This is a genomic window from Methylobacterium sp. GC_Met_2, from assembly GCF_026540795.1.
Lineage (GTDB): Bacteria > Pseudomonadota > Alphaproteobacteria > Rhizobiales > Beijerinckiaceae > Methylobacterium.
The window spans coordinates 1-21,749 of sequence record NZ_JALNUM010000102.1; the positions used below are offsets into that span (position 1 = coordinate 1).

Annotated in this window: 17 protein-coding genes; 8 read left to right on the forward strand and 9 right to left on the reverse strand. The window is 72.4% G+C overall.

Annotated features, from left to right (window positions below):
* The 3 genes from OXS49_RS25680 to OXS49_RS25690 all read right to left on the reverse strand — a co-directional run.
* The coding region (locus OXS49_RS25680) for an acyl-CoA dehydrogenase family protein (RefSeq protein WP_267427489.1) at positions 1-1,192 on the reverse strand (1,192 nt) is incomplete at its 3' end.
* Between the two features lie 2 nt (positions 1,193-1,194).
* Entirely contained in the window at positions 1,195-2,379 is a 1,185-nt protein-coding gene (locus tag OXS49_RS25685) for an acetyl-CoA C-acyltransferase (protein WP_267427490.1), read from the reverse strand.
* Positions 2,380-2,530: 151 nt separating this feature from the next.
* The gene (locus tag OXS49_RS25690) at positions 2,531-4,600 is read right to left on the reverse strand and encodes a 3-hydroxyacyl-CoA dehydrogenase NAD-binding domain-containing protein (RefSeq protein ID WP_267427492.1); all 2,070 of its coding nucleotides are present in this window, start codon (positions 4,598-4,600) and stop codon (positions 2,531-2,533) included.
* 328 nt (positions 4,601-4,928) lie between these two features.
* Here OXS49_RS25690 and OXS49_RS25695 point away from each other — a divergent pair, with 328 nt between their 5' ends.
* The 4 genes from OXS49_RS25695 to OXS49_RS25710 all read left to right on the forward strand — a co-directional run bounded on the left by OXS49_RS25695 (position 4,929) and on the right by OXS49_RS25710 (position 9,263).
* Positions 4,929-5,945, forward strand: coding sequence for a nitronate monooxygenase family protein (locus tag OXS49_RS25695; protein ID WP_267427493.1), 1,017 nt, complete (start codon positions 4,929-4,931; stop codon positions 5,943-5,945).
* A 387-nt stretch (positions 5,946-6,332) separates the two neighbouring features.
* Complete coding sequence (locus OXS49_RS25700; RefSeq protein ID WP_267427495.1) at positions 6,333-7,088, forward strand: enoyl-CoA hydratase-related protein; 756 nt, start codon at positions 6,333-6,335, stop codon at positions 7,086-7,088.
* Positions 7,085-7,900 carry an IclR family transcriptional regulator gene (locus OXS49_RS25705; protein ID WP_244003462.1) on the forward strand — a complete coding sequence of 272 codons (816 nt, stop codon included), beginning with the start codon at positions 7,085-7,087 and terminating at the stop codon, positions 7,898-7,900. Before OXS49_RS25700 ends, OXS49_RS25705 begins: the two co-directional genes overlap by 4 nt.
* A gap of 160 nt (positions 7,901-8,060) precedes the next feature.
* Positions 8,061-9,263 carry a CaiB/BaiF CoA-transferase family protein gene (locus tag OXS49_RS25710; protein WP_244003460.1) on the forward strand — a complete coding sequence of 401 codons (1,203 nt, stop codon included), beginning with the start codon at positions 8,061-8,063 and terminating at the stop codon, positions 9,261-9,263.
* Between the two features lie 283 nt (positions 9,264-9,546).
* Here OXS49_RS25710 and OXS49_RS25715 read toward each other — a convergent pair whose 3' ends face one another.
* Both OXS49_RS25715 and OXS49_RS25720 read right to left on the reverse strand, forming a co-directional pair.
* Positions 9,547-10,515, reverse strand: coding sequence for a GDP-mannose 4,6-dehydratase (locus OXS49_RS25715; RefSeq protein WP_267427497.1), 969 nt, complete (start codon positions 10,513-10,515; stop codon positions 9,547-9,549).
* 41 nt (positions 10,516-10,556) lie between these two features.
* On the reverse strand, positions 10,557-11,792 hold the full coding sequence (locus OXS49_RS25720) for a complex I NDUFA9 subunit family protein (RefSeq protein WP_267427499.1): 1,236 nt from the start codon (positions 11,790-11,792) through the stop codon (positions 10,557-10,559).
* A 220-nt stretch (positions 11,793-12,012) separates the two neighbouring features.
* On the opposite strand from OXS49_RS25720, the gene OXS49_RS25725 reads away from it, so the two are divergent.
* Positions 12,013-12,213 (forward strand): hypothetical protein, encoded by a 201-nt coding sequence (locus OXS49_RS25725; protein ID WP_244001908.1) that lies wholly within the window; start codon positions 12,013-12,015, stop codon positions 12,211-12,213.
* Positions 12,214-12,244: 31 nt separating this feature from the next.
* Here the strand turns inward: OXS49_RS25725 and OXS49_RS25730 are convergent, their stop codons facing one another.
* Positions 12,245-13,186: an MBL fold metallo-hydrolase gene (locus tag OXS49_RS25730; RefSeq protein WP_267427500.1), complete on the reverse strand. Its 942-nt coding sequence runs from the start codon at positions 13,184-13,186 to the stop codon at positions 12,245-12,247.
* 205 nt (positions 13,187-13,391) lie between these two features.
* Positions 13,392-14,582 carry a murein L,D-transpeptidase family protein gene (locus OXS49_RS25735; RefSeq protein ID WP_267427502.1) on the reverse strand — a complete coding sequence of 397 codons (1,191 nt, stop codon included), beginning with the start codon at positions 14,580-14,582 and terminating at the stop codon, positions 13,392-13,394.
* Positions 14,583-14,798: 216 nt separating this feature from the next.
* Between OXS49_RS25735 and OXS49_RS25740 the strand changes: the two genes are divergently transcribed.
* Entirely contained in the window at positions 14,799-15,911 is a 1,113-nt protein-coding gene (locus OXS49_RS25740; protein WP_267427504.1) for an FAD-binding domain-containing protein, read from the forward strand.
* 80 nt (positions 15,912-15,991) lie between these two features.
* Here the strand turns inward: OXS49_RS25740 and OXS49_RS25745 are convergent, their stop codons facing one another.
* Together OXS49_RS25745 and OXS49_RS25750 are read right to left on the reverse strand one after the other, a co-directional pair.
* Positions 15,992-16,447, reverse strand: coding sequence for a hypothetical protein (locus OXS49_RS25745; RefSeq protein WP_267427506.1), 456 nt, complete (start codon positions 16,445-16,447; stop codon positions 15,992-15,994).
* A gap of 101 nt (positions 16,448-16,548) precedes the next feature.
* Positions 16,549-19,122, reverse strand: a complete 2,574-nt coding sequence (locus OXS49_RS25750) for an ABC transporter ATP-binding protein (RefSeq protein ID WP_244001916.1) — start codon at positions 19,120-19,122, stop codon at positions 16,549-16,551.
* A gap of 285 nt (positions 19,123-19,407) precedes the next feature.
* Here OXS49_RS25750 and OXS49_RS25755 point away from each other — a divergent pair, with 285 nt between their 5' ends.
* Together OXS49_RS25755 and OXS49_RS25760 are read left to right on the forward strand one after the other, a co-directional pair.
* Positions 19,408-20,067, forward strand: a complete 660-nt coding sequence (locus OXS49_RS25755; RefSeq protein ID WP_244001918.1) for a cytochrome c3 family protein — start codon at positions 19,408-19,410, stop codon at positions 20,065-20,067.
* A partial coding sequence (locus OXS49_RS25760; RefSeq protein WP_267427507.1) for a TAT-variant-translocated molybdopterin oxidoreductase occupies positions 20,064-21,749 on the forward strand: 1,686 nt, incomplete at its 3' end. The genes OXS49_RS25755 and OXS49_RS25760, both read left to right, overlap by 4 nt.

The following is a 21,749-nucleotide window of genomic DNA, read 5'->3' on the forward strand; positions in this document are numbered from 1 at the left end:
ATCCCAAGATACCCTTGGCGATGACGTTGTGCTGGATCTCGTTCGAGCCGCCGTAGATCGAGACCTTGCGGTTGTTGAAGTAGCTGGGCGCCGCCGCGTCGACCCAGTCGAAGCCCCCGGGCAGGTTGTTGGCCCCCGCCGCGCGTGACGGCGCCGCGAGCGCGAACGGCCCGGCGAGTTCCACCAGCAATTCGGTCGCCGCCTGCTGGAGCTGCGAGCCGCGGATCTTGAGGAGGGACGAGGCCGGATCCGGCTCGACCGAATCCGCCCGGCCCTGCTTGGCCGCCACCCGCATCTGGGTGATTTCCAGGGCCTTCAATTCGATCTCGACCTCCGCGACCCGGGTCCGGAAGGCGGGATCGTCCCACATCGTGCCGGACCCGGCCGGCATCTCGCGGGCCAGCCGCTTGATCCGGGCGATCCGCTCCTTGGTCAGCCCGATCCGGGCGATGCCGGTGCGTTCGTTGGCGAGCAGGAATTTCGCGTAGTCCCAGCCCTTGTTCTCCTCGCCCACGAGATTCTCGACCGGCACGCGGACAGAATCGAAAAAAACCTCGTTGACCTCGTGCCGGCCCTCCAGGGTGAGGATCGGCCGCACGGTGATGCCGGGCGTCTTCATGTCGATCAGCAGGAAGGAAATGCCGCGCTGCTTCTTGGCCTCGAAGTCGGTGCGGACGAGGCAGAAGATCCAATCGGCGTGCTGGCCGAGCGTCGTCCACGTCTTCTGACCATCGACGACGTAATGGTCGCCGTCGCGCAAAGCCTTGGTCTTGAGCGAGGCGAGATCGGAGCCGGCGCCGGGTTCGGAAAAGCCCTGGCACCACCAATCGTCGAGATTGGCGGCGCGCGGGAGGAAGCGGGCCTTCTGGTCCTGCCGCCCGAAGGTCGCCAGCACGGGCCCGAACATGTAGCAATTGAACTGCTGCGGCAGCGGCACCGCCGCCTGGAACAGCTCCTCGGTGTAGATGTAGCGCTGGATCGAGGTCCAATCCCGGCCGCCCCATTCCTGCGGCCAGTGCGGCACCGCCCAGCCCTTGGCGTTGAGGATCCGCTGGCTGGTGACGTAATCCTCCTTCGTGAGGCTGCGCCCCTCCGAGACCTTTTTTCGGATGTCGGCCGGAACCTCCGTCCGGCAGAAAGTCCGCACCTCGTCGCGGAACGCGATCTCGTCCGGCGTAAAGCGGAGATCCATCGTCAGCCCCCGATCTCGAACAGGCCGGCGCAGCCCTGGCCGCCGGCGACGCACATGGTGACGACGGCGTAGCGCGCCCCGCGGCGACGGCCCTCCAGCAGGGCGTGGCCGACGAGCCGCGCGCCCGACATGCCGAACGGGTGGCCGACCGCGATGGCCCCGCCGTTGACGTTGACCTTGTCCGGGTCGATCCCGAGCTTGTCGCGGCAATAGACCGACTGCGACGCGAAGGCCTCGTTCAGCTCCCACAGGTCGATATCGGCCACTGTAAGACCCTGCCGCTCCAGCAGCCGCGGCACCGCGAAGACCGGGCCGATGCCCATCTCGTCCGGTCCGCAGCCGGCCGAGGCGAAGCCCCGGAAGGTGCCGAGCGGCGTGAGACCCCGCCGCGCCGCCTCCCCGGCCGACATCAGCACGCTGGCTGCGGCGCCGTCCGAAAGCTGGCTCGCATTGCCCGCCGTGATGAAGGCCCCCTCCCCGTGCACGGGCTTGAGCTTGGAAAGCCCCTCCAGAGTCGTGTCGGGCCGGTTGCCCTCGTCCCTGGCGAGCCGGGTCTCGACCTCCCGGGTCTCGCCGGTGGCCTTGTCGGTCACAGCCATCAGGGCGCTCATCGGGACGATCTCGTCGTCGAACAGCCCGCGTTCCTGCGCCGCCGCAGTGCGGCGCTGACTCTCCAGGGCGAAGCGGTCCTGCGCCTCCCGGGAAATCCGATAGCGCTCGGCCACGATGTCGGCGGTCTCGATCATCGGCATGTAGATCGCCGGCAGGTGGGCCTCCAGCCACGCGTTGCGGGTCAGCTCCCGCTGCACCTTCGCCTGGACGAGGCTGATCGACTCGACGCCCCCCGCCACCGCCACCGGCACGCCGTCGAGGATGATGCGGCGGGCCGCGCTGGCGATCGCCTCCAGGCCCGAGGCACAGAAGCGCGAGACCGTGACGCCGGCCGACGCGACCGGGAGCCCCGCCACCAGGGCGGCGTGCCGGGCGACGTTGCCGCCGGTGGCGTTCTCCGGATAGCCGCAGCCGAGCACCACCTCCTCGACCGCCCCGGGCTCCAGGTGCGCCCGGTCGAGGGCGCCCCGGATCGCGTGGGCGGCGAGGTCGGCGCCGCGGGTGAGGTTCAGCGCGCCGCGATGGGCCTTGCCGATGGGCGTGCGGGCGGTCGCGACGATCACCGCGTCGGTCATGACGGGTTCCTCCGGGGTTTCCAAAGGGCGTCACGCCCTTCGGTGGGGTGTCGGGGCGACGCCCCGACGGATGCGGCCTCGGCCTTCGGCAGGGCGCTGCCCTGCACCCGCCAAAGGTCTCGGACCTTTGGAAACCGGGACCAGGTCCGCATCAGGCCGCCGTCCAGTCGGCGAAGCGGCCGCCCTCGGCGGCGAGGCGCCTCAGCAGCGGCGCCGGCTCCTGGCTGTCGTCGCCGGTCTCGGCGGCGAAGCGCGTCAGCGCTGCGGCGATAGTCTCGAGCCCCACCGTGTCGGCCCAGTGCATCGGGCCGCCGCGCCAGGCGGGCCAGTTGTAGCCATTGATCCAGATCGTATCGATGTCGCCCGGCCGGGCCGCGATGCCCTCCTCCAGGATCCGCGCGCCCTCGTTGACCATCGGGTACATGAGGCGAGCGACGATTTCTTCCGAACTGAAGCTCCGGTGCGCAATGCCGTGCTCGGCGGCGACCCGTGCGATCAGCGCCTCCACCTCGGGATCGCGCGTCCCGGTCCGGGCGCCGTCCGGATACAGGAAGAAACCGCGTCCGGTCTTCTGGCCGAACCGACCCATCTCGGCGAGGGAATCCGCGATCGGCGCCCGGCCGCCGAAATCCTTGCGCGAGCGCCAGCCGATATCGAGCCCCGCGAGGTCGCCCATGGCGAAGGGCCCCATCTTGAAGCCGAAGCCGGTGACCGCCGCATCGACCGCGTGCGGGAGCGCGCCTTCGAGCAGCAGGCGCTCGCCGGCGCGGCTGCGGCGTTCCAGCATGCGGTTGCCGACGAAGCCGAAGCAGACCCCCACCGTCACCGGCAGCTTGTTGAGCCGTTTGCCCAGGTCCAGGGCGGTGGCCAGCACGTCCGGCGCGGTTTTTTCCGCACGGACCACCTCCACGAGGCGCATGACGTTGGCCGGGCTGAAGAAGTGCAGACCGAGCACGTCCTGCGGCCGGCTTGTGACGGCCGCGATGGCGTTCACGTCGAGGTAGGAGGTGTTGGTGGCCAGGATCGCGCCGGGCTTGGCGATGGCGTCGAGCCGCGAAAAAATCTCGCGTTTGACGCCCATATCCTCGAAGGCCGCCTCGATGACGATCTCGAAGTGGCTCGCGTTCTCCAGGCCGATCGCGCCGGTGATCCGGCCGATCCGCGCGTCGCGCTGGGCCTCGGTGATCGAACCGCGCTTGGCCGAGCCGGCATAGAGGCCCTTCACCCGGTCGAGGCCGCGGGTCAGGGCCCCCTCCTCCGTCTCGATCACCGTCACGGGGATGCCGGCATTGGAAAAGCACATCGCGATGCCGCCGCCCATCGTGCCGGCGCCAATGACGGCGGCCGTGTGGATGGGGCGCCGCGGCGTGTCCTTCGGCAGGCCGGGCACCCGCGCCGCCTCGCGCTCGGCGAAGAAGGCGTAGCGCAGGGCCTTGGAGCGCGGATCCTCCACCAGGGTGCGGAACTCGGCCCGCTCGACCGCCACGGCCGCATCGAAATCCTGCTCCAGGCCGGCCCGCACGGCGCGGACCAGGGCGTGGACGTTGGTGGCGTCGGGATCGCGCTTCACCGCCTCGGCGGCCCGCGCCTCGAAGGCCTTCTGCGCGTCCGGGGTGAGCGTGTCGGACCGGTCGCGCACCCGCGGCAGGGCGCCGGAATCGGCGAGTTCGAGGGCGCGGGTCCGGGCCGCCGCCACGAGGTCGCCCAGCACCACGGCATCGACGATCCCGAGCGCCGCCGCCCGCTCGGCGGAGGCCGGCTCTCCGGTGAGCATCATCGCGAAGGCGGCGTCGGGCCCGATCAGGCGCGGCAGGCGCTGCGTGCCCCCCGCCCCCGGGATGATCCCGAGCTTGATCTCCGGCAGGCCGAGCTGGGCGGCGGGCGCCGCCACGCGGCCGTGGCAGGCCATCGCCAGCTCCAGCCCGCCACCCAGGGCCGCGCCGCCGATGGCCGCCACCACCGGCTTCGGGCTGGCATCGAGCCGCTCCAGCACGTCCGGCAGGCTCGGCGGTTGCTGCGGCTTGCCGAATTCGGTGATGTCGGCGCCGCCCACGAACACCCTGCCCTCGGCGGCCAGCACGATCGCCCGGACCGAATCGTCCGCGATGGCCTGCGCGAAAGCCGCGTCGAGGGCCGCCCGCATCGCGGCGCCGAGCGCGTTGACCGGCGGGTTGGCGAGCGTGAGCACGGCCACGCCGCCCGCGACCTCCTGACGAACCACCCGGAACTCCCTGTTGTTCTGCAATGCAGAATAGACGTCCGCAATTCGGCCGGATGTTGATCGTCGCCGCCGCCATCGTCAAGAACGGATCGGAACGGTCCGGGACATGAAACGCGATGTTCCGCAGTGCAGAAGGCTGCCGGCGCGGAGGTTTGACCGGCGGCCCGGGCGCGTGGCATCAAAACGGCCCGGGCGGGACTCGGCGGCGGTCCGTGACCGATGGCCGGGCCGCCGGAGGCTGGGGGAGGATCGCGGTGGGCAGCATCGAGCGGGGCGCGCGGCGCGGAAGCGCCTCTCCGGCGCAGGTTCAGGCCGCGGGGAGCCGGCGGTGAGCGACGGCCCCGAACAGATCTCCGCCGGCCGCCTGCCCGAGGCCCTGCGCGGCCGGCTCGCCCTGCCGGTGATCTGCGCGCCGATGTTCATCGTCTCCGGCCCGGAGCTGGTGATCGCCCAGTGCCTCGCCGGCGTGGTCGGCTCGTTTCCGGCGCTCAACGCCCGCCCGGCCGAGCTGCTGGACGAGTGGCTCACCCGGATCACCCGCACCCTCGCGGAGGCCCGTGCCGCCGATCCGTCGAGACGGATCGCGCCGTTTGCGGTGAACCAGATCGTCCACGCCTCCAACGATCGGCTGGCGCAGGATGTCGAGGCCTGCGTCCGGCACCGGGTGCCGATCATCATCACGTCCCTGCGGGCGCCCGACGCGGTGATCCGCCCGGTCCACGCCTATGGCGGCGTGGTGTTCCACGACGTCACCACCGTGCGCCACGCCGAGAAGGCGCTGGAGGCCGGCGTCGACGGGTTGATCCTGGTCTGTGCCGGCGCGGGCGGGCATGCGGGGACGATGAGCCCCTTCGCCCTGGTCGGCGAGATCCGGCGGTTCTACGACGGGCCGCTGATCCTGTCGGGGGCGATCACCTCGGGCGCGTCGATCCTGGCCGCCCAGGCGATGGGCGCCGACCTCGCCTACATGGGCACCCGGTTCATCGCCACCCGGGAGGCGAGCGCGGCCCCGGCCTACAAGGACATGATCGCCGGCAGCGCGGCCTCCGACATCCTGTACACCCCCTACTTCACCGGCGTGCCGGGCAATTACCTGACGCCGAGCATCCGCGCCGCCGGGCTCGATCCCGACGCGCTGCCGGTGCGCGACAAGACCGCGATGGATTTCGGCAGCAGCAGCGTGAAGGCGTGGCGGGATGTCTGGGGCGCCGGCCAGGGCGTCGGCACCATCGCGGATGCCCCCGCCACCGCCGATCTGGTGGCCCGGCTGGCCCGGGACTACGCGGCGGCGCGGGGGCGCGTCGCGGGACTGTCGGCGGAGTATGGGGGGGAGGCTGTGCCGTGAGCGTCAGGATGCGGCTGTCGATCGCCGAACGCACGCAGAACACGCCTAACTTCGGCGGGGATTGGCGCCGGGGGTTCGGACCTTGGGCATCCTCACGGCGGCAGCTCAGTGAAGCGCGGGTCCCCTCTCCCGTGCGGGAGAGGTCTGCTTTCGCAGAAAGCCGGGTGAGGGATGAGAACGTTCCGGACATGGCGCGCCGCCTTCGCGCGTCTATGGCGTGCTCAATTCTGAAGGTTCTCGTCCCTCACCCCAACCCTCTCCCGCACGGGAGAGGGGGCCTGTCGCGCTCCGTCATCGAGGCCGGAGGCCGCCGGGGATGCGTGACCATCGTCACCCGCAAGGGGGAGGGGAAAGGCGTTCCGCTCCAGAGCACCGTCGGCGCGACCGATGCCTGAGCCCCTTCCCTCGACCATCCGCCTCACCGATCCGGAGCCCGGCCTCCGGCTGGTCACCCTCGACCGGCCGGAGCGGCGCAACGCCCTCGATCGCGCCGCCTATGCGGGGCTGGCCGAAGCCTTCCGGGCGGTGGCCGGGGACGCGAGCGTGGCCGCCGTGGTGCTGACCGGCGCGGGCGGCTGCTTCACCGCCGGCAACGACCTCAGGGATTTCCAGGATGTCGAGACCGGGGGCGACAGCCCCGGCCTGACTTTCCTCAAGGCCCTGCGCGCCTGCCCGAAGCCGGTCGTGGCGGCGGTCGAGGGGCACGCGGTCGGCATCGGCACGACGCTGCTGCTCCATTGCGACCTCGCCTATGCGGGGGATGGCGCCCGGTTCCGCCTGCCGTTCACGGCGTTGGGCCTCAGTCCCGAGGGCGGATCGAGCTACCTGCTGCCGCTGGTGGCGGGCACGAAGCGCGCCGCCGAGCTGCTGATGCTCGGCGCGCCGTTCACGGCCGCCGATGCCGTGTCGGCCGGCCTCGTCAACGCCGCCGTGCCGGCGGGGACGGCGCTGGAGGTGGCCCTCGCCAAGGCCCGGTCGCTGGCCGCCCTGCCCCGGGCCTCGATCGCCGCCACCAAGCAAGCCCTCCGCCGGGGCCAGGATGAGCCCGTCGCCCGCGCACTCGCCGAGGAAGCGGAGGTGTTCCACGCCCTGCGCCGCGGGCCGGATGCGCAGGCGGCCTTCGCGGCCTTCCTGCGCCGATGACGACCGGAGAGATCCTGCTGGCCGAGCCCGACGGCGCCGGATCCGGCGCCAAGGAGGATCGCCACTTCGTCACGGCGTTGGCCCGGGGATTGTCGGTCCTGGCCTGCTTCGGCCCGGGCCGCACCAGCCTCGCCAACCACGACATCGCCGCGGCCTGCGGCCTGCCCCGCTCCACCGTGTCGCGGCTGACCTACACGCTGACCAAGCTCGGCTACCTGCAGCACGAGCCCGCGCTCGGTCGCTACCGGCTCGGCACCGCCACCATCGCGCTCAGCGCGGCGGCGCTCGGCGGGCTCGACGTGCGGGCGATCGCCCGGCCGATCCTGCGGGCGGTGGCGGAGGCGGCCAACGCCTCGGTCGGGCTCGGCGTGCGCGACCGGCTGAGCATGCGCTACGTCGAGTGCCAGCGCGGCCCGGCGGCGATCTCGCTCAATCTCGATACCGGCTCGCGCATCTCGCTCGCCCGCAGCGCCATGGGGCGCGCCTACGTGGCAATCTGCCCCGACCGGGAGCGCGCGAGCCTCTACGCGGATCTGGAGGCGCTGGACCCGGTGGCGTGGCCTGCGCTGCGCGCCGGCCTCGACCGGGCCGTGGCGGAGCACCGGGAGATCGGCTGCTGCACCTCGTTCGGCGAGTGGCAGGAGACGGTCTGCGCCATCGCGGTCGGGTTCCATCCCGGCGGCGGGCTGCCGCCCATGTCGATCAATTGCGGCGCCCCCACCGTCATCACCGATGCGCGCTTCCTCCTGGACGTGGCGCGCCCGAAGCTGATCGAGGCCGTGCGCAGCCTCGACGGCGTCATGGGAGCTTGAGCCGTGAGGACGCGGTTTCCAAAGGGCGAGCCCTTTGGCGGGGTGTCGGGGCGGAGCCCAGATTTCGGGCGAAGCCCGACACCAGGGCTCTGCCCTGGACCCGCAAAAGGTCGGAGACCTTTTGAAGCCGGGATTTTTCCATAAACCGAGGACCCGTTCGATGGATGCTGATCCGGCTCACGATCTGCCGCTCGCCGGGATCCGGGTGCTCGACCTGTCCCGGGTCCTGGCGGGGCCCTGGTGCGCGCAGGTGCTGGGCGACCTCGGCGCCGACGTGATCAAGGTCGAGCACCCCGAGCGCGGCGACGACACCCGCGACTGGGGTGTGCCCACCAGCCCCGGCAACACCTCGTATTTCGACAGCGTGAACCGCAACAAGCGCTCGATCGGCGTCGATCTCGCCACGCCGGAGGGGCTGGCGATCGTGAAGGCGCTGGCCCGCGAGAGCGACGTGCTGGTGCAGAACTTCAAGACCGGCGGGGCCGAGAAGCTCGGCCTCGGCTACGCGGACCTGGCGGCGGAGAATTCCGGGCTGATCTACTGCTCGATTGCCGGCTATGCTTCCGACGGCTCGGAGGCGGGCCGGCCCGGCTACGACCTCGTGGTCCAGGGCGAATCCGGCGTGATGGCGCTGAACGGCGAGGCCGGCGGGCCGCCCCTGAAGTTCGGGGTCGCGGCGGTGGACCTGTTCACCGGGCAATACGCCGCCCAGGCCGTCCTGGCGGCCCTCTATCAGCGGGAGCGCACCGGGCGCGGCAAGGCGATCGACCTCGCGCTGTTCGATTGCGGCGTGGCGCTGACCTCCTATTACGGGCTGGAGGCGCTGGCCCGGGGCATCGACCCGCCCCGCTACGGCAACGCCCATCCGTCGATCGTGCCCTACGGGGTGTTCGAGGCCGCGGACGGGCCCGTGGTGATCACGGTCGGCAACAACGGCCAGTACCGCCGCTTCTGCGAGCAGGTGCTGGAGCGGCCGGATCTCGTCGCCGATCCGCGCTTCGCCACCAACCTCGACCGCTCGAAGAACCGCGCGGCCTTCATCCCGGTGCTGGAGGCCGCGCTGGCGCGCTGGCAGCGCGGCCCGCTGATCGCTCGGCTGCGGGCGGCCGGCATCCCCTGCGGCGAGGTGATGGGCCTGCGCGAGGCGCTGACCTGCGACCGGGCCCGGGAGGCGGGTCTCGTGGTCGGCGGCGCCGACAACGCCCACGTGATCGCCCCACCCTACCGGCTCGACGGGCGGCGCCTGCCGGTGCGCCGGATGCCGCCGGGGCTCGGGGATTCGAGCGCGGAGATCCTGGCGGAGCAGCTGGCGTATCCGGCGGAGGCGCAGGACGCGCTGCGGGTTAAGGGGGTGGTGCGGTAGGAGGCGCCGAGGCGCGTCTCCCGCCCGCCCCCATCTGGGGCTTGCGGACTGCGCGCCAGCGTGGTGGGCGAGAAACCCCTCGCCCCGCTTGCGGGGAGAGGGCTGCGTCTCCCCCTTGTCGGGGAGCGCGGCGAGGCGGCAGCCGAGGGTGAGGGGGCTCGAACGGATGAGTCTCTTCCGGAGCCGCCCCCTCACCGCCGCTGCGGCTTCGCCTCCGCTTCCCGCACGGACGACGCGGTCCGTGCGGGCCTCTCCCCGCAAGCGGGGCGAGGGGAACCCGCGCTCAAGCTTGAGAGGTGTGAGCGGTCGCCAGCCGCGCCCGCGCGTCGTCCAGCACCCGGTTCACGGCGGCGTCCCAGGCGATCCGTGGCCGCCAGCCGGTCATGGCGCGCAGCAGCCCGGCATCGCCGGCCGCCACGGGGATCTCGGTCGGGCGCACCCGCTCGGGGGCGACCCGGATCTCGAACGGCACCCGCGCCCGGGCGCGCAGATCCTCCAGCACGCTGGCGATCGTGCGCGGCACACCGGAGCTGATGTTGAACACGCTGCCGTCCCTCAGCGCGTCCGATTGGCCGATCAGGTCGGCATAGGCCTGCGCCACGTCCGCCACGTCCAGGAAGTCGCGGTACGAGGAGAGGTTGCCGACCTCCAGGCAGGGCGGCACCAGGCCGGCCTCGATCCGGGCGATCTGCCCCGCGAAGGACGCCACCACGAAGCGTTCGTCTTGGCCCGGGCCGATATGGTTGAACGGCCGCAGCACCACCAGCTTCACGCCGATTCGGGGCAGCAGGTCGCGCAGCAGCTGCTCGCCGACCCATTTCGACCGGGCATAGGTGTTGCGCGGCAGCGGCTCGGCCGCCTCGCTCAGCGCGTGCCCGGCCAGGAAGGCGCTGCCGTAGACCTCGCCGGAGCTGACGTCGAAGAACGTGCAGCCCGGTACGGATTCGACGGCGGCGACGAGGTTCATCAGCCCGTTGACGTTCACCCGCCACGTCTGCCCGGGTCCGCTGGCGGAATCGGCCACCGAGGCGAGACCCGCGAGGTGCAGGATTTCGGTCGGCCGGAACCGGTCCACGAAGCCGCGGAGTGCCGCCTCGTCGAGGAGATCCACGGTCTCGTAGGTGACGCCCTCCGGCAGCGGGGGCGCAGGCCCCCGCCCGATCCCCGCCACGCGGTCGCCCGCCGCTGCCAGGAGCGGCAGGACGTGCCCGCCCACGAACCCGGCGGCCCCGGTGACGAGGATGCGCCTCACGTCCAGGCCGTGGCGGCGCCGGTGCGGATGTGGCTCACCATCTAGCTCGGCTTCCGGGTCCCCCAGCGCACGCCCATGCCGGCCCCCGGAGAGCTTCCCGCATCGGCGCCGATCGCCGGGCCCGAGGCGGTCTGCGGCCGGTGCTGGGAGCTGGCCGCCAGGGGCCGCGGCGCGATCGAATCGGGCACTTCGGACAGGTGCTCCTCGTCCCGCTCCGTGGAGAACTGGCCGGCCTTCCGGTAGGTCCAGAGGTAGCCCGGCACCACCGCCTCGGCGGCGGTCGGGATGATCCCCATCCCCTCGAAGGTCCGGCCCTCGGCCTTGGCGGCCTCCGAGACGACGTTGTCGTTCTGGAGCAGGATCACCTGATCGCGGGTGAGCTTGAGCGTGTCGGGCAGCAGGCCGAAGGTGAGCGTGTCGGCGATCTCCAGCAGGCGGGCCTGGAGCTTGGCCGCCGGCAGCGGCAGGTCGACCACGACGCGTTTGCGCCGGATCGTCTTCAGCATGTAGCGCACGAAATGCTCCAGCGTGCCGACCTCCGGGCCGCCGAGTTCGTAGACCTTGCCGCGCGCCAACGTGCCGTCGACCGCGCGGGCGATCGCCTCGGCGACATCGCCCACGAAGGCCGGCTGGAAGCGCGACTGCCCGCCCGCCAGCGGCAGGACCGGGAGCGCCCGGGCCAGCCCGGCGAAGCGGTTGAAGAAGCCGTCGCCCGGCCCGAAGATCAGCGACGGCCGGATCACCACCGCGTCCGGGCAGGCGGCGAAAACCTTGGCCTCGCCCTCGGCCTTGGTGCGGGCGTAGTGCGACGGCGAGGCCGCATCCGCCCCGATCGCCGAGACGTGGATCATCCGGGCGCCCTGCCGGGCCGCCGCGCGGGCGATCGCCTCGGCCCCCTCGACCTGCAGGCGCGCGAAGCTCTGGGAGCCGGTCTCCTGCAGGATGCCGACGAGGTTGATCAGCACGTCCGCGCGCTCGGCGGCGCGGGTCACCGAGTCGGGGTAGCGCAGATTCGCCTGGACGGCCACGATCTGGTTGACCTGCCCCAGGGGCTGCAGGAACAGCGCGAGATCCGGCCGCCGCACCGCGACGCGGATCCGGTAGCCGCGCTTGGCCAGCGCCCGCACGACGTGCCGCCCCAGGAACCCGGAGCCGCCGTAGATCGTCACGAGCTGATCCTGCGGGCGCAGGGGGCCCGAAGTCGCCGGGACGGCGGCTCCGCTGTCCCGGGGCGTATCCGCGCTCGCGGTCGTGTTGATGGTGTCTGGGCCGGTCATCGCCGTGGTCTCGGGCTCCGCGCGCCCCGGGGCGCCATAACGGGGCCTACTTAGAGCGGGGGCCGAGGGCGTTGCAATCAGGCGCCGCGCGAAGATCGCGGATTGCGGCGCTTCTGACGCCGGGCAGCCCCGATCCTGGGACGGAACGGCCGCCGGTCCCACGCATTCTCACGGTCTCGCGCCGCATCGGCCGGCGCGGTCGCGTCCGCCGGAGAGTGCGATGATTGTAGGAATGTTCGTCTCCGCGGCGATCGCCGTCCTCGGCCTGCTCGTCGCCCTCGGCTGGATCGGCCATCCGATCGACGCCCAGCTCGTCAGCAATTACGGCTGGAGCATCCTGACCATCGGCGTCGCCCTGTTCGTGCTGTTCGGGTTCGGCCGGTTCAACCGGGCGCGCAAGGCCCGTTCCCTGGCCCGCTGAGCGGCCCGAGCCCGCTCCGCCTGCGCCCTGCTCAGGCGACCTTGACCCGGCGGCGCACCTCGCGCGCCACGGCCGGCCGGCCGCTCGCCCGGCGGCTCACGGTGCGGGGGGCACCGACCGTGATGCTCTGGGATTCGCGGGCGATGAAGGCGGTCGGCATCTCGGCCTGAAGGTCGGCCTCCATGTCGCGCAACGCCGTGTCGGAATGGGCGGGGTGCAGGTGGATGATGGCCAGCGCCTTCACCCCCGCCACCTGCGCCAGCTCGACGCCCTTCTGCCACGTGGAATGGCCCCAGCCCCGGCAGGTCGGGTATTCGCCGTCCGTGAACATGCCGTCGTAGACCATCAGGTCGGCCCCGGCGACGAACTCCGCGAGCGCCGGGTCCGGCCAGGGATCGCTGTGCTCGATGTCGCTGATCAGGCACAGGCGGCGGCCGCCATGTTCGAACCGATAGCCCACCGAGCCCTGCGGATGGTTCAGCGCGATCGTGTCGACCCGCGTCCCGTCCGGGAAGGTCAGGGTCTGGCCCGCCTGGAACCCGTGATGGTTGAAGGTGCAGCACAGCTTGTCGAGCGTAACCGGGAAGAGCGGCGGCGCGAACAGCCGGTCGAGGGTCGGGCCCGCCGATTCGCCGCCGAGATTGCCGCAATAGGTGTTGATCACCCGGTTGCAGTCCAGAACCGCGGGCTTGAAGAACGGCAGACCCGCCGTGTGGTCGAGGTGCAGGTGGCTGAACAGCAGGTCGACTTCCTGCGGCAGGTCGGTCCGGTGGCCCTGTCCGAGGTTGTAGAGGCCCGAGCCCGCATCGACGATGAACATCCGCTGCCCGCAACGGACCTCCAGGCAGGGCGTGCTGCCGCCGAACTCGACATACTGGGGGCCGCTGACCGGGGTCGAGCCGCGGACGCCCCAGAAGCGCAGTACGAGGTCCTGATTGGCCGCCGGGACGGTCGGCCCATACGTATTGGACATGGCGATCACGAATCTGCGGACGTCGATCCCGATCCGTTACGATCGAGACCCCGTCGCCGTTCCGGGAAGAGGGCAAAGATTACGGCAGGCCGACGGTTCGAGAGTACCGTGCGTCCCCTGCCGTACCATGAATTGGTGGGCCGCACGCCCCCGTGATGTGCGTCTGCGCACACGGATGGGCCGGGGCGGCGGGCTCCCGCATGCCTCACGGGGTCTCGGCCGACGCGATGAGGCCCGAGGTCGAACCGAACGGATGCGCGTGGCCGAGGGTGAGTCCGCCGAGGCCTGCGGTGAGCCAGGAGGGCAGGCCGTCGCCGTAGCGGGTCGGGATCGGGCCGGCGAGCGCCCCGAACGGATCCGCGGCGCGCTCGTAGACCGGGACGAAGCCGGCCATCCGCCGGGGCGACAGGGCGGAGCCCGCCGCCCAGGTGCTCCAGACCGCCTCCGGGACCGGGCGCGCGGCGCGGTGACCGGGCACGATCACCACCTCCTGCCCCGCGAAGGCCAGGGCCTCCGGCCGGCTGACGTCGCCGACCGCCCCGCCCCGGGCCGTGTAGGCCGCCCAGAAGGCGTTCTGCCCGCCGTCGGAATAGGTGGTACGCACGGCCGGCTCCCCCGCCTCGGCGAGCGCCGCGATCCGGGCCTCCTCGACGGCCTGGCGGGTCGCCACGGCCGCCTCGACCGCGGGATTCCTGGACGGCGCGAAGGCGTAGCGGCCGGCGACCACCGAGACCTGAAGCTCCTCGCGGCTCGCCTCGAACCGGTCGGACCCGGTCTTGAGCTCGCGCCAGAAGGCGAAGTTCGGGTCGGTCCGGTGGCGGGCCATGGCCTCGGCGCTCATCCGGAACGGGTAGGACTGGAACTGGAACGCCGCCTGCCCGCCCTTCAGGGCCTCGCGGGCGATGGCGTAGATCTCGCCGACCGTGCCGTCGGTCATGGCGAAGCAGCCCATCGACGAGCAGATGCCGTGGACCATCACGGCGGATCCCGTGCCGCCATGGGCCCGGTCGTAGGCGTTCGGATAACCGACGTCGAAGGACAGGTAGTAGTGCGAGTTCGGGTTCATCTGGCGCCGGGGCACCGTGTAGAACCCCTCCGGGGTCTGCCGGTCGCCGCTCTTGCGCTTGGGGCCGAGCTGGCCGGACCAGCGGCAGATCGGGAAGGTCTTGATGAAGACGTAGCCGGACGGGCCCTTCTTCCAGACCTCGATCTCCGATTCCTTCTTGTAGGCCCGGAACAGCACGGGCGACGCGGCGGTGACGCCCTTCTGGGCCATCAGCGCGAGGGTCGCGGCCGGGATCGGCGCCTCGGCCTTGCCGGCCTGGGCTGCGGCAGGGCCGGAGAGCGCCAGGAGGACGAAGCCGGCAGCGCGGATGATCGAGGGCGTTCGAGACATGAACCGTCCGGGCTGGATCGGCCGGGATGGCACCGAGCGGACCGGATTCCCGACCTGACGGAGTATTGCGGCGGCGGTGAGGCTGTGGACCGGGACGATCCCAGGGGGTTCCCGCCAACGCAGACCTGACGCGGATCCGAGCGACGTCCAGGAAATGGGTCGCATCGGCGACGAGGGAACCCGCCCTAACTCGCCGGCATGGATCGCACCTTTCCCATGACCCGCGACGTCGCGCTCGACCGGCTGTCCGCTTTTCTCGCGCAGGCGGGCCTTGCCTATGCCGGTGCCCGCAACACCGACCGCGGACCGGACGCGGCGCCGACGACATCGGCGCTCTCGCCCTACCTGCGCCGGAGGCTGATCACCGAGGCCGAGGTGGTGGCCGCGGCCGATCGCGCGTTCGGCGACGGGGGCGCCGAAAAATTCGTGTCCGAGGTGTTCTGGCGGACCTACTTCAAGGGTCACCTCGAGACCCACCCCGAGGCCTGGACCGGATTCCTGGCGTTGGCCGCGGCGGACCGCAGGCGGCTGGCCACTGAGCCGGGGCTGCGCCGCACCTACGAGGCCGCCATCGCGGGCCGGACCGGCATCGACGGGTTCGACGACTGGGTCGCGGACCTCGTCGAGACGGGCTGGCTGCACAACCACACCCGGATGTGGTTCGCCTCGATCTGGATCTTCACCCTGCGCCTGCCCTGGGCGCTCGGAGCCGCGTTCTTCATGGCGCATCTGATCGACGGCGATCCGGCGAGCAACACCCTGTCGTGGCGCTGGGTGGCCGGCCTGCACACGCGCGGCAAGCACTATGTCGCCCGGGCCGAGAACATCCGGCGGTACACCGACGGCCGCTTCGACCCCGTCGGCCTCGACGAATATCCGGACCCCCTGGACGAGGCCACGCCGCCGCGGGAGGTCCCGATCAAGCGGGCCGACGCGGCGCCGGCCGGCGACGTCGCACTGCTGCTGCATCTCGATGACCTGAACCCGGAAAGCCTTCCGCTCGGCGACGCCAGGATCGTCCGGGTCGGCGGCCTCGTCGTCCATGCGCCGGACGCCTCGGACCGGGTGCGGGAGGCCGATCGGGCTGCGATGGCCGACGCACTGACGCGGGCCGCAGCGCATTTCGACTGTCCGGCGACCCTGGTCCCGGCCGACTGGGATGCGGGCTGTCCGACGGTGACGGCCTGGGCCCCGGTCGGGCCCTCCGCCGATGCGCTGCCGGCCGGCTGCCTGCGGGTTCGCCGCGCCTGGGACGAGGCCGCCTGGCCCCTGGCCACCCGGGGCTATGGGCGTCTGCGGAAGGCCATCCCTCAGCTCATGCCGCACTGAGCCCTGAACGACGCGGCGTGGGGCCGTGAGGCATGCCCTCGGCGCGTCGCGGCGGCCGCTCCGGCGGTCGCGTAGGGGCTCTATGTGCAGGCCTGGGCCAGCTTCCCGTGCAGGTCTTTCAGGCCGGACAGATCGACGTCCTCCGTGATCGCCTCGTGCCATTTATCGAGGATGCGGATCTGAAATCGCCGGCCGTTTAAAATCTCTGTCAGCGCATCGCCATCAAGGGCGATGAGACCTTCGCTCTGCATGGCGCTGGGCGGAAACGCCGGTGTCGAGGCGGGCTTGTCGTCGATTCTGTACTGATAATTGAAGATCGCGTTTTTCGGCAGTCCGGTGACCACGAGCTTGTCCCTGGTCACCTGGATCCGTGACGGTGTCTTCGGCGTCAGAAGGCACGCGGCCTCGCGCGTCGCATCGCTGTCCGACCGCTTCAGGTCCCAGTTGCCTGCGCTGGCCAGGGTCGCGTCGCCCGCCTGGGCCGTGGCGACGGGCGCGGTCAGTGCCGCCAGGACCGCCAGAACCGACACTCTCATGGGGATCTCCTCAGCCCCGCGGCCGTCCTTCGGTCCGCGCGGGCACCCTTGGGCAGATCGGGCGCGCTGGGCGTCTGGCCACCTTCGCGACCAATGGCCGCTCACGCCACCGGCGCCGGTTCCGCCTCCGCGTTCACCGGCTCGGGCGCCACCACGGCGCTGTTCTCCACCGCGATCACCGCGTCGAACGGGGCGATCCCGTCCAACACGGCGGCCCCGGGCAGGCAGACGATCAGGCCGCGCCCGGCCCGCACCTGACGCAGCCCGGCAAGGCGGTCGCTCAGCCCCTCCTTGCGCTCGTCGGCGGCGATCGCAACGACCAGGATATCGGGCTCGCGGGCAAGGCAACGGACCAGCTCGATCGCCATCCGCTCCCGGGCGTTGATCGCCCCGTCCGCCAGGGCGCCGGTGCTCGGCTGGATCTCGACCTTGCTGTCGAGGCCGAGTTCGTAGACCGCGGCCTCCAGGCCCTCCTCGGCGAGCACGCGCCGCACCAGCGCCCGCACCCGCGGCTCGGCATTGGCCTCGCCCAGGCTGATCCGGCCGAACAGCAGGTTCTCCTGGAGGCTCGCGGCCGGGTTGACCCGGCCGGGATCGTGGAACTCCACCGCGCCGGCGAGATGGGCCGGCAGCATCCGCGCGAAGGAGCGCCGGGCCTGGACCAGCCGCTCCTCGAAGGCCGTGTCGATCAGGCCGAAGCGATGGCGCGTTTCGCTGTAGCGCAGGGCGAGCCCGATCAGCCGCATCCGGTCGCGCTGGCCCGCGGGCCCCCGGCGCAGGCCCCCGGCATCGGGCAGGCGCACCACGAGGTCCTCGAAATAGCCCCGCTCCGCGGCCTGGAACAGCGAGTAGGCGTCGAACAGCGGATGATCGTTCGGCAGGTCGGCGAAGATCTCCACGGTGCTGCGGGCGACCGACAGGCCGATCTCGGTCAGGGCCCGCACCAGCCCCTCGGCCTCCAGCACCGCCCGCAGGTAGGGGTGCCGGGCGAAGCGCAGGGGCGCGAAGGCACCGCCCACCGGCTCGCCGAACAGGATGTTCTCGCCGATGCTGGCCTGATGGTTGTAACGATCGGGGTCGAACGGCTCGATGAGGCGCTCGGCCCCCTTGGTGGCCAGCGCCTGCCGCATGGTCCGGCGGGCCGAGACGATCGCCGCCGCGAGCCGCGGCCGGGCCGCGGGATCGAGCCGTCCGGTCAGGCCGCGGGCATACACGAAGCCGTCGAGCCCGGTCAGCCGGCAGAGTCCCACGAGGGCGATGTCGTCGGGCGCCCGGGTCGGGTCGGTGCCGTAGAGCAGGTTCTGGCGCAGCGAGCCCGCCATCAGGATCGCCTCGCCGGCCGCGAAGGCGATGCGGCGGGCGCGCTCGGCGGAATCGAAGCCGCGCAGGTCCGTGCCCGCATAGGTGACGGTGCCGGCGGTCGGCTCGACCTGTCCGGCGAGCACCGCCGCCAGCGCCCGGGCGCCGCTGCCCCGGGTGCCGGTGATCGCCACGTGGCCCGGCATGGAGATCGCCACATCGACGCCGGTCAGCCGCTCGCCGGTGGCCGGATCGAAGGCGCCGACCCCCTGGGTCGCGAGGAGGCCCGAGCGGGGCAGCGGCACGGGCGCGCCGGGCCGCGCCCGCCGGCCTTCGAGGGACGCGACGATGCGGGCGAGGTCGCGCAAGCGCGGACGCACGGCGCGGCGCACCGTCCAGAGGCGCGCGCAGGCGGCGGCGAGCCAGCCCGCGAGGCCGAAGGCGCCCACCGCCGCCAGGAAAGCCGCCGGATCCACCGGCGGCACCGGGGGCGCCCCCGGAGCGGCCGTCCGCCACAGGGCCGTGCCGATCGCGATCGCGGGCAGGATCACCGCCAGCGCCAGGGCCGGTGCCCGCGCATAGGCGAGCCGCGCCTCGGCGCGGGCGACGGTGCCGCGCATCGCCGTCACGCGGGCGGCGATGCGCGTCCGTTCCAGGGCGGCCGCCCCGTGGTTGCGCACCGCCGGCAGGCGGCGCACGAGGTCGTTCAGGTTCTCCTCGGCCCGCACGCTGCTGCGCAGGCGCAGGTCCTGCCGGTCCCGGGCCCGTTCCAGCACCAGCCCGTAGGCGAGGCCGACCGCCCCGAGGCCGACCACGGCGGCCGGGATCAGCCTGGGCGCCGCCAGGGCGGCGAACCCCAGGGCCAGGACCAGCGCGGCGAGCGTCATCGCCGGCAGGACGATGCCGGCCGCGAGCAGCCGGTCGGCCCGCGCCAGCACCTCGCCGACGAGGCGGGCGAGGCTGCGCGCCTCGTCCCGCGCCCCGGCCGGGGCGTCGAGGACCGCCCGCAGGACACCCTCGCGCACCGCGTCGGCGGCGCGGGTCTGGGCCTTGAAGCACAGGCGCGCTACCCACCAGCCGAGACCCGCCAGGATCACCGCGCAGGCGGCGATGCACAGGAACGCCGCGAGTTCGAGCCCGGCCGCCCGCATCGGCACGCCCGGTGCCAGGACGAGCTCGCGGCCCTGCAGGGGCACGGCGAGGCGCAGGAAGGCGAGCGTCGGCGCATCGTCGCGGGGCAGCACCGCGACGAGGTCGCGCAGGCACAGGATGGCCAGCGCGCAGAGCGGCGCGCCGACCCCGACCGCGAGGGCCGCGGCGGCCCCGTGCAGACGCCGCGCGGCACGCCAGGTCAGGAGGAGAGGATCGGATTCCATGCGTCTCCGGAGGGGAACGGGGGGGCGTCCGCGGCGTCCCATCGCGAGCGGCATGGGCATAGGCCCTCGCGCCGGCCACGGAAAGCGTTCCGAGGCCGTGCGACATGTCGGCCAGCCTGATCCAAGTTCTAGCCCCCGTCTGGAAGCGCTCTAGGTTAGACGTGTGGTGCAGGGCGGTGCGCGGTCCGGTCGCGATCGGGATCTGAGGGTGAGGCAAGGCTTGCGGCGAGAGCTTGACCGGAGTGAGCGCGACATCCCGACCGCCCTCCGGCGTGGGCAGGGCTGATGGCGCAGCTGTTCACCCCCGGCGCCGACGCGCTCTACCGGCTCGCGCTGATGACCGGCGTCGCCTGCCTGGTCGGGCTGCCGGTGCTGGCCGCCGGGATCGTGCGCTCGAACTACGTCACGGGCGTCGGCGTGGCGCCGGCCCAGCCGGTGCCGTTCAGCCACAAGCACCATTCCGGCGAGCTCGGCATCGATTGCCGCTACTGCCACACCACGGTCGAGAAGGAGGCCACCGCCGGCATCCCGCCGACCCACACCTGCATGACCTGCCACTCGCAGATCTGGACCGGCTCGGACATGCTCAAGCCGGTGCGCGACAGCTACGGCCAGGACAAGCCGCTGGAATGGACGCGGCTGAACAAGCTGCCGCAATACGTCTACTACAACCACTCCGTGCACGTGACGAAGGGGATCGGTTGCTCGACCTGCCACGGCGACGTCACGTCGATGCAGATGACCTACCGGGCCAACGCCTTCGAGATGAAGTTCTGCCTGGACTGCCACCGGGCACCGGAGAAGTACGTGCGCACCCCCGATCAGGTCTGGAACATGACCTGGAAACCGCCCGCCGATCAGGCGACGCTGGGGCCGAAGCTGGTCGCGCAGAACCATATCCGCGGCGGCGCGCGGCTCACCGAGTGCGGGATCTGCCACCGATGACCGGCGCCTCCGACCTCGCGACCCTCCGTGAAAAACTCAGCCGCGGCGACGGCCCGCGCTTCTGGCGCAGCCTCGACGCCGTAGCCGACAGCCCGGAGTTTCGCGCCTATCTCGCCGCCGAGTTCCCTTCGGCCTCCCGGCTCGCCGCGGCGCCGGAGCGGCGCGGCTTCCTGAAGCTGATGGCGGCCTCGTTCGCGCTCGGCGGTCTCACGGCCTGTGGCAGCGGGGGCGGGCGCGACTACGAGGTGCCCTACGTCAACCAGCCCGAGCGGATCGTGCCGGGGACGGACCTCGCCTACGCGTCCGCGTCCGTCTTCGACGGGTTCGGCAACGGCGTGCTGGTCACCACCCGCAACGGACGACCGCTGAAGATCGAGGGCAATCCCGACCATCCCTGGAGCCGCGGCGGCACGGACGTGATGGCCCAGGCCTCGGTGCTCGGGCTCTACGATCCGTTCCGGTCGCAGGCGGTGCAGCATCTCGGCCGGCCGAGTTCCTGGGCGGCCTTCCGATCGGATCTGCAGGCGCAGATGCCGGCGTGGCGCGAGAACCGGGGCGAGGGGATCGCCCTGCTCACCGGCCCGGTGACCTCGCCCACGCTGGCCGCGCAGATCGCCCGGCTGCGGGCCGCCTACCCGGCGCTCCGCTGGCATGTCGGCGCGGGCGCGCCGCGCGACGGGCTCTACGAGGGCGCCCGCCGGGCCTATGGAAGGCCGCTGGAGACGCTGCCCGTATTCGACCGGGCGCGCACCATCGTGGCCCTCGACGGCGATTTTCTGGATCTCGGGCCGGGCCAAGTGGGGCTGTCCCGGCGCTGGATCGATGCGCGGCGGGCCGCCTACGCGGACGGGCGCCTCCTGACCCTCCACGCCGCCGCCCCGACCCCGACGCTCACCAGCGCCAAGGCCGATCACGGCGTCGTGGTCCCGGGTGGCCGCCTGGAGGACCTCGCCCGCGATCTGTTGGGCATGGCCGGTGGCGGTGCCGCGCCGGGGGGCGACGATCCGGTCGCCCGCTGGGCGCGGGAGGCCGGCAAGGCCCTCGCGGAGGCCCGGGGTGCCGGGATCGTCACGGCGGGCCTGACCGCGGGCCCGGATCTGCACGCGCTGGTCCACCGCCTGAACGGCGCGCTCGGCAACACCGGCGCGACCCTGCGACACATCGAGCCCGCCGCGGAACAGGGGGCTGGCACGCTGGCGGAGCTGACCGAGGCGATGGAGCGCGGCGCGGTCAAGGCGCTGATCGTGCTCGCCGCAAACCCGGTCTACGACGCGCCGGGCGCCCTCGACTTCGCGGCCCGGATGGAGCGGGTGCCGCTCAAGATCCATGCCGGGCTCTACTACGACGAAACCGGTGCCCACGCCGACTGGCACCTGCCGATCGCGCATCCGCTGGAATCCTGGGGTGACGTCCGCTCCCTCGACGGGACCGTGGGGCTGATCCAGCCGACCATCGCGCCGCTCTACAACGGCCGGACGCTGCCGCAGATGCTGGCCTTCCTGTCGGGTGGTGACGATGCCGAGGACGCGCTGGCCCTCGTCAAGGCGCGCTGGCGCAGCGAGGGAGAAGACGAGGCCGTCTTCGAGGCCCGCTTCTCGGAGGCCCTGCGCCGGGGCTTCTGGGTGGACAGCGCGCGGCCGGCCGAGACCGTGGCGCTGACGCAGGACGCCGCCCCTGCTCCC